The following is a 7,671-nucleotide window of genomic DNA, read 5'->3' on the forward strand; positions in this document are numbered from 1 at the left end:
CAAGAGAGGTCAAAAAGATGTCAAACAATTGGATCGCATCGCGGGTCAAGCCCGCTCCCACAAGGTTTCTCACTGCCCTTGTGGGAGCGGGCTTGACCCGCGATGACTTCAGTAGTTGTACCACTTCACTTCGAGCATCACCTCGTTCTGCGCCGTCGCCAGCTGGCTGAACTCGCGCCTGGCACTCAGGCGCAGGCCCAGGTTGCGCGACAGTTCCCACTGCTGGTTGAGGCTCAGGCTGCGGCGGACCTCGCCATTGGTGAAGTAGTCGCCCTTGGCCTCCAGGCTCAGGTTGCCCAGCCCGTTGCGCCACAGCACGCCGGTGTTGAACCCTGCCGCGGGTGCGATGAACCCGGCAAAGTCATTGTTGTGCTCCACCCGCACCGTGCCCAGGGCAAACCCGAGCATGTCCTCGCCCAACTGCCAGGTGCCCCCGGCGCCGCCATTCACGTGGCTGACCAGCACCTCGTTCTCATGCTTGCCCAGCACCCGTTCCAACCCGCCGGCCACCTGCCACGACCACGGCTTGAGCAGGTCGTTGCGCGGCGTCAGCGAGCGGATCGTGGCCAGGTCCAGGCGCTGCACCTGCCAGTCGTTGTGTTCGTACTGGCGCACCTTCAGTTGCAGGATCTCGATCTGCGCCCCCAGCGGGAAGCCGTAGGCGTTGTCGTTGAGGTCGTGATAGGCCATGCGCAGCCCGTACTCGGCAAAGGCCCGGTCTTCTCGGGTACCCACGCCCAGCTGCCAGGTGCGCGACTCGTGGCCGTCCTCCGGCAGCCCGGGGCGTTCGATCTGCAACGGCGGTGGCGGGTTGCGGTTGATCGCGCGCAGCAACTCGAAGCTGCGCCTGGCCCGCTCCGGGTCGCGCTCCAGGCCATTGGCGCGGTAGCGCTCCAGGCGATAGGCGGCGTCCTGCACCAGCGCCTGGCGCTCGCGCGGCAGCTCGGTGAAGGCGGGGCTCTGCAGCTGCGCGGTGTCGGCGCTCACGGCCAGCACCTGCTGCTGTTCGGCATGGTCCAGCGGTTTGGCCCGCTCCAGCAGCTCGCGCTCGCGCGATGGACGGTAGTCGGTACGCGCCACCAGCCCGGACTGTTTCACCGCCTTGACCGTGTCGGTGGGGATCGCCGTGAGCGGGAACTGCGAGGTCAGGTCCAGGCTCGGCCGTGCCACCTGCAGCAGTTCGAGCAGGCGATACGAGCAGTTTTCGTCGAAGAAGAAATAGTCGAACTGGATCTGCTTGAGTTCCCAGATGTGCTCGACCATGCGCCCGGTTTCCTCGGGCGTGAGGTTCAGCCGGTATTCCCACAGGTCGCGGTTTTCCAGGCTGCGGTATTCGGACAGCTTCTCCTGGTAGGGCACCAGCGCGAACAGGCCGGGGTAGCCGCCCATCAGGCCCTTCCAGGCATACAGGATGCTGTTGTCGTTGCCCTCGATGTAGGCGCCGAAGTTGATCGCGTAGCTCAGCAGTGCGGTGTTGTCGCTTTGCACGTCGGCCTGGTCGATACGCAGCAGCGTGTGCCCGAACATCGACGAGGGGCTGTTCAGGTAGGCGGCCGGGAAGATCATCACCGCGCTGTGCGGCGACACATCCGAGTACCACTGGGTGTAGGCCTTGCAGTCCGGCGCCGGCAGGTCGGTGAGCTGCAACTGCTCGCGCAGCCAGCGGGTGCGCGCCGGGAATACGCATTGCGCGTGCTGGTCGCCCAGGCTGGCCGGGGCGTACAGCGCCTCATAGGTGGCGCGCAGTTCCTGGTCAGGGTGGTGCGCACCGTCCTTGGCCAGGAAGAATTTGGGGTCGTCCACGTAGCTGCGCCATCCGCCGAGCTTGGCGGTTTCGTAATGGCCCAGGGAGATCCAGTAGCGGTCGTTGGCCAGTGCGTGCAGACGAGCATCGTCCAGCACGGTGGCAGCGTGCAGCGGGGCGCAGGCACAGAGCGCCAGGTAGGCAAGGCGTTTGAGCATGTCGGGCAACTACGTCTGAATGATGCCGATAGAGGCGGGCAAACAAACCCGCCCCGTGGTCGGGGCGGGTGTGCCGAGCTTAGGCCGGGGTTGCGTATTTGGCCAGACGGGCGTCGCTTTTCAGGACGGCGAGGGTGTTGGTGTGAACATCTTCAGCGGTAGCGTCGGCTGTGGTGAAGATTTCCTGGAAGTGCTGGTGGGTCACGGCCGCGAAGTGCGCACGGTCTTCCGGTGCGACGCCCAGTACCACCGCGTAGGTGGTCAGTGCTTCGCCCTGGCCTTGCGCCATGTCTTCGGACAGCTCGTTCATCATGCCATTCATGGCGAACCAGGATTTGCCGCCATAGGTCAGCGACGCATTGGTGGAGCAGCCGTTGGTGCCCGAGGTCATGCCGAAGGTGGCGTTGCCCGAGGTACCGTTGGTGGTGGATGCGAGGAAGTGAGCCGGCGTGCCGCGTTGGCCCTCGAACAGCATGTTGCCCCAGCCGCAGTCCGGGCCGCCTGGCGCCTGGGCCATGGCGTTGAGCGAAACCGCGGTGAACAGAGTACCCAGAAGAATCCGTTTCATAGCATTGTTCTCTTTCTGATGTTCAAACCAAAGGTCAGGGTTATCTGGCATGTCTGTAGGACTAGTTGCCAGGACGGGTCGGTTGTTTACCCAGCCGCGCAGTTTGGAGTTTAGGCACGATCTAAGGGTTCCGTGATTAATTGCAAAAGATTGCTTGAAATAATTGACGCGGAGCAGGTTTTCGACCCTGCGCGCTAAAGCGTTGAAGAGCCTTGCAAGCCGGGCGCAGGCGGCGCCAGAATGCCGTCATCCGCCCCGCCGAAGTAAGGAAGCCCGATGCCCGATCCTGTTGCTGCGAGCCTGCGTCTTGCGCCCGAAGCCCTGACCCGGCCGTTTTCCGCTGAACAGTTCGATTTTTCCACCACCAATGATCTGGAGCCCTTTCGCGGTGTGCTAGGCCAGGAACGTGCAGTCGAAGCCTTGCAGTTCGGCGTCGCCATGCCACGCCCCGGTTACAACGTGTTTGTCATGGGCGAGCCGGGCACCGGCCGCTTCTCGTTCGTCAAGCGCTACCTCAAGGCAGAAGGCAAGCGCCTGCAGACGCCGTCCGACTGGCTGTACGTCAACAACTTCGACGAGCCCCGCGAGCCCAAGGCGTTCGAGCTGCCGGCCGGCAGTGCCGGGGCCTTCATCGCCGATATCGGGGGCCTGATCGACAACCTGCTGGCGACCTTTCCGGCGGTGTTCGAGCACCCGTCCTATCAGCAGAAGAAAAGCGCCATCGACCGCGCCTTCAACCAGCGCTACGACCGTGCCCTGGATGTGATCGAGCGCGCCTCGCTGGAAAAGGACGTGGCCCTGTACCGCGACAGCAGCAACGTCGCCTTCACCCCAATGGCCGATGGCAAGGCGCTGGATGAGGCCGAGTTCGCCCAGTTGCCTGAGGCCGAGCGCGAGCGCTTCCACGAGGACATCGCCGCGCTGGAAGAGCGCCTCAACGAAGAGCTCGCCAGCCTGCCGCAGTGGAAGCGCGAGTCGAACAACCAGCTGCGCCAGCTCAACGAAGAAACCATCACCCTGGCCCTGCAGCCCTTGCTGGCCCCGCTGTCGGAGAAGTACGCCGAGAACGCTGCGGTGTGCGCCTACCTGCAGGCCATGCAGGTCAACCTGCTGCGCACCGTGGTCGAGCAACTGGTCGACGACAGCAAGACCGACGCGGTGGCGCGCAAGATGCTCGAAGAGCAGTACGCCCCCAGCCTGGTGGTCGGCCATCACGCCAGCGGCGGCGCGCCCGTGGTGTTCGAGCCGCACCCTACCTACGACAACCTGTTCGGCCGCATCGAATACGGCAACGACCAGGGCGCGCTGTACACCACCTATCGCCAGTTGCGCCCGGGGGCGCTGCACCGCGCCAATGGCGGGTTCCTGATTCTGGAAGCCGAGAAGATGCTCGGCGAGCCGTTCGTGTGGGATGCGCTCAAGCGCGCCCTGCAATCGCGCAAGCTGAAGATGGAGTCGCCGCTGGGCGAGTTCGGTCGCCTGGCCACCGTCACCCTCACCCCGCAGATGATCCCGCTGCAGGTCAAGGTGATCATCATCGGCGCCCGCCAGCTGTACTACGCGCTGCAGGACCACGACCCGGACTTCCAGGAGATGTTCCGGGTGCTGGTGGACTTCGACGAAGACATTCCCATGGTCGAGGAGAGCCTGGAGCAGTTCGCCCAGCTGCTCAAGACCCGCACCAGCGAGGAGGGCATGGCCCCGCTGACCGCCGATGCGGTGGCGCGCCTGGCCACCTACAGCGCCCGCCTGGCCGAGCACCAGGGGCGCCTGTCGGCGCGCATCGGCGACCTGTTCCAGCTGGTCAGCGAGGCGGATTTCATTCGCCACCTGGCCAACGACGAGATGACCGACGCCGGGCACATCGAGCGGGCGCTCAAGGCCAAGGCCACGCGTACCGGGCGGGTATCGGCGCGGATTCTCGACGACATGCTGGCCGGGATCATCCTGATCGACACCGAAGGCGCGGCGGTGGGCAAGTGCAACGGCCTGACCGTGCTGGAGGTGGGCGATTCGGCGTTCGGTGTGCCGGCGCGGATTTCCGCCACGGTGTACCCGGGCGGCAGCGGCATCGTGGATATCGAGCGTGAGGTCAACCTGGGCCAGCCGATCCACTCCAAGGGCGTGATGATCCTCACCGGGTACCTGGGCAGCCGCTATGCCCAGGAGTTCCCCCTGGCCATTTCGGCCAGCATCGCGCTGGAGCAGTCCTACGGCTATGTGGATGGCGACAGCGCATCGCTGGGCGAGGCCTGCACTCTGATCTCGGCCCTGTCGAAAACCCCGCTCAAGCAGTGCTTTGCGATCACCGGCTCGATCAACCAGTTCGGTGAAGTGCAGGCGGTGGGCGGGGTCAACGAGAAGATCGAGGGCTTCTTCCGCCTGTGCGAGGCTCGTGGCCTGACCGGTGAGCAGGGCGCGATCATCCCGCGGGCCAACGTGGCCACGCTGATGCTCGACGAGCGCGTGCTGCAGGCGGTGCGCGCCGGGCAATTCCATGTGTACGCAGTCAGTCAGGCCGACGAGGCCCTGAGCCTGCTGGTGGGCGAGCCGGCCGGGCAGCCGAACGAGGAGGGCGAGTTCCCCGAGGGCAGCATCAATGCGCGGGTGGTCGAGCGGTTGCGGGTGATTGCCGAGATGATCAGCGAAGAGGACCTCAAGGAAGCCGAGAAGGAGCAGGCCGAAGAGGCGTTGGCGCAGGTGAAGCCTTCCTGACCGCGGTGGGTTCTTCGCCGGCAATGCCGGCTCCTACATGTGGGAGTCGGCATTGCCGGCGAAGGGGGCAGTTCGGCGCACGGCACATGACCGCTCGGCGCCGACCGCTTGTCGCCGGCGGATTTCTTCTATCCTCAAGGCATGGACCGTCGTGCGCAAAAGGATCGAAACCAGCCTGGCCACAGGCTACGCAACGCCTCACCGAGGACCGTCGCCATGCCGCGTACCCTCAGCCTTACCCGTCAATGCCTGGGCCTGGTGACCCGCATTGAGTGCCGTATCCGCCCGCTGGCCGGTGACACCGGCATGTGGACACTGCTGTTCGCCGCCGGCATGGCCGGCGAGCAACCCTCCGCGATCAAGGCCCAGGGGCCGTTTCACGGGCCGTTCGTGGCCGAGTCGGTGCTCAGCGCGATTGTCGACAGCCTGACCCTGCACGGCTACCAGGTGGCCGACGACCCGCAGATCTGGTGCGTGCACCTGCAGGCGCAGCTGCGTCGCATCAACGGCGAACGGGTTCACCATGTGGGTGACCTGCAGTCCAACCCCGACACCTGAGCCGACCGGATCATCCACTGGCCTGTGGCAGCGTGTCGCGGGCTTTTCCTGTCACAGGTGGCTGCTATACTCGCGCTCGTTTTTTTCCAGCCACCTGGTGATCTGCTCAATGGAACGCTTTATCGAAAATGCGATGTACGCCTCGCGCTGGCTGCTCGCACCCATCTATTTTGGCCTGTCCCTGGGGCTGCTGGCGTTGGCGCTGAAGTTCTTTCAGGAGATCTTCCATGTGCTGCCCAACGTCTTCTCGCTGGCCGAGTCCGACCTCATCCTGGTACTGCTGTCGCTGATCGACATGGCCCTGGTGGGCGGCCTGCTGGTGATGGTGATGATCTCCGGCTACGAGAACTTCGTGTCGCAGCTGGATATCGCCGAAGGCACCGAAAAGCTCAACTGGCTGGGCAAGATGGACTCTTCCTCGCTGAAGATGAAGGTGGCCGCCTCGATCGTGGCGATCTCCTCCATCCACCTGCTGCGGGTGTTCATGGACGCGCGCAACATCGAGACCCAGTACCTGATGTGGTACGTGATCATCCACATGACCTTCGTGGTCTCGGCGTTCGCCATGGGCTACCTGGACAAGATGACCAAGCACTGACCTGCGGGGTATCACGCCTTGTCAGCCGCCCGTCCGGTGCATAACGGACGGGCGGTTGCGTTTCTGGCTTGTGCTTTGGTCGATGCTGTACAAAAAATGAACGGCCTGTGGAATGTTCCAGTAGCGAGGTATCGCAATGAACCTGCATGAACTGAACAGCGAGGCCAGGGCCGGCCGGGTGGACGAACTGAACCTGATCGCCATCGAAGGGGGGGACTTCGTGCTCGAGGCCCGGGTCAAGGGCAAGGCGCACCCGTTGCTGGATGCCAAGGGGGTACGTCTCAAGGTGCACTCGGTGGTCGATGGCCAGCGCCTGCTCAATGGCTTGCCCGCCGTGCCGTTGCACCTGGTGCACTGGTCGGTGCAGGACGAGATGTGCGGCCTGCACGGCACCCCCGAAGAAGACCTCAAGGTGCCGATGCCGCGACGTACTGCCTGGTAGCTGAACTGCTTTGCCGCAGTGTGCTAGGCTGCTTGCCCTTTTCACAGCGGGCGCGGCTTTTGTGCGCCCTGTAGCGGAGCAGAAACATGTCCGAACTCAACCTGTCCACCGACGAAACCCGCGTCAGCTACGGCATTGGCCGTCAGCTGGGTGGCCAGCTGCGTGACAACCCGCCACCGGGCGTCAACCTGGACGCGATACTGGCCGGTCTGACCGACGCCTTCAATGGCCAGGCCAGCCGCGTCAGCGAAGAAGACCTGTCGGCCAGCTTCAAGGTCATCCGTGAAATCATGCAGGCCGAAGCGGCTGCCAAGGCCGAAGCGGCCGCTGGCGAAGGCAAGGCCTTCCTGGCCGAGAACGCCAAGCGTGACGGCATCACCACCCTGGCCTCGGGCCTGCAGTTCGAAGTACTGACTGCCGGTGAAGGCGCCAAGCCAAGCCGTGAAGACAGCGTGCGCACCCACTACCACGGCACCCTGATCGACGGCACCGTGTTCGACAGCTCCTACGAGCGTGGCCAGCCGGCAGAATTCCCGGTCGGCGGCGTGATCGCTGGCTGGACCGAGGCCCTGCAACTGATGAACGCGGGCAGCAAATGGCGCCTGTACGTACCGAGCGAGCTGGCTTACGGCGCCCAGGGCGTTGGCAGCATCCCGCCGCACAGCGTGCTGGTGTTCGACGTCGAGCTGCTGGACGTACTGTAAGTACGTCGCAGGACCTTGCGGCCCTCATCGCGGGTCAAGCCCGCTCCCACAGGTACACTGCCAGTCTCATGATTGCAGTGATCCTTGTGGGAGCGGGCTTGACCCGCGATGCTTTCAGTTCCAC

7 protein-coding genes are annotated in these 7,671 nt (G+C 64.4%); 5 read left to right on the plus strand and 2 right to left on the minus strand.

All coding sequences use genetic code 11. The features are described 5' to 3' along the window. Positions 1–108 precede the first annotated feature (108 nt). Together QMX96_RS25960 and QMX96_RS25965 are read right to left on the minus strand one after the other, a co-directional pair. Positions 109–1,962 carry a DUF4105 domain-containing protein gene (locus tag QMX96_RS25960; protein WP_043860211.1) on the minus strand — a complete coding sequence of 618 codons (1,854 nt, stop codon included), beginning with the start codon at positions 1,960–1,962 and terminating at the stop codon, positions 109–111. A gap of 79 nt (positions 1,963–2,041) precedes the next feature. After that, entirely contained in the window at positions 2,042–2,530 is a 489-nt protein-coding gene (locus QMX96_RS25965) for a DUF3015 domain-containing protein (RefSeq protein WP_043860212.1), read from the minus strand. A 276-nt stretch (positions 2,531–2,806) separates the two neighbouring features. Between QMX96_RS25965 and QMX96_RS25970 the strand changes: the two genes are divergently transcribed. The 5 genes from QMX96_RS25970 to QMX96_RS25990 all read left to right on the plus strand — a co-directional run bounded on the left by QMX96_RS25970 (position 2,807) and on the right by QMX96_RS25990 (position 7,547). Continuing rightward, on the plus strand, positions 2,807–5,245 hold the full coding sequence (locus QMX96_RS25970) for an ATP-binding protein (protein ID WP_043860213.1): 2,439 nt from the start codon (positions 2,807–2,809) through the stop codon (positions 5,243–5,245). Positions 5,246–5,461: 216 nt separating this feature from the next. Then, complete coding sequence (locus tag QMX96_RS25975; RefSeq protein WP_043860214.1) at positions 5,462–5,803, plus strand: hypothetical protein; 342 nt, start codon at positions 5,462–5,464, stop codon at positions 5,801–5,803. 109 nt (positions 5,804–5,912) lie between these two features. After that, positions 5,913–6,401 carry a TIGR00645 family protein gene (locus tag QMX96_RS25980; protein ID WP_043860215.1) on the plus strand — a complete coding sequence of 163 codons (489 nt, stop codon included), beginning with the start codon at positions 5,913–5,915 and terminating at the stop codon, positions 6,399–6,401. 136 nt (positions 6,402–6,537) lie between these two features. Beyond that, the gene (locus tag QMX96_RS25985; protein ID WP_043860216.1) at positions 6,538–6,843 is read left to right on the plus strand and encodes a DUF6482 family protein; all 306 of its coding nucleotides are present in this window, start codon (positions 6,538–6,540) and stop codon (positions 6,841–6,843) included. A gap of 86 nt (positions 6,844–6,929) precedes the next feature. Beyond that, a complete protein-coding gene (locus QMX96_RS25990; RefSeq protein ID WP_043860217.1) occupies positions 6,930–7,547 on the plus strand; it encodes an FKBP-type peptidyl-prolyl cis-trans isomerase in 618 nt (205 codons plus the stop codon). Positions 7,548–7,671: the final 124 nt, after the last annotated feature.

It is taken from the genome of Pseudomonas sp. PS01300 (genome assembly GCF_029960155.1).
GTDB classification, from domain to species: domain Bacteria; phylum Pseudomonadota; class Gammaproteobacteria; order Pseudomonadales; family Pseudomonadaceae; genus Aquipseudomonas; species Aquipseudomonas palmensis.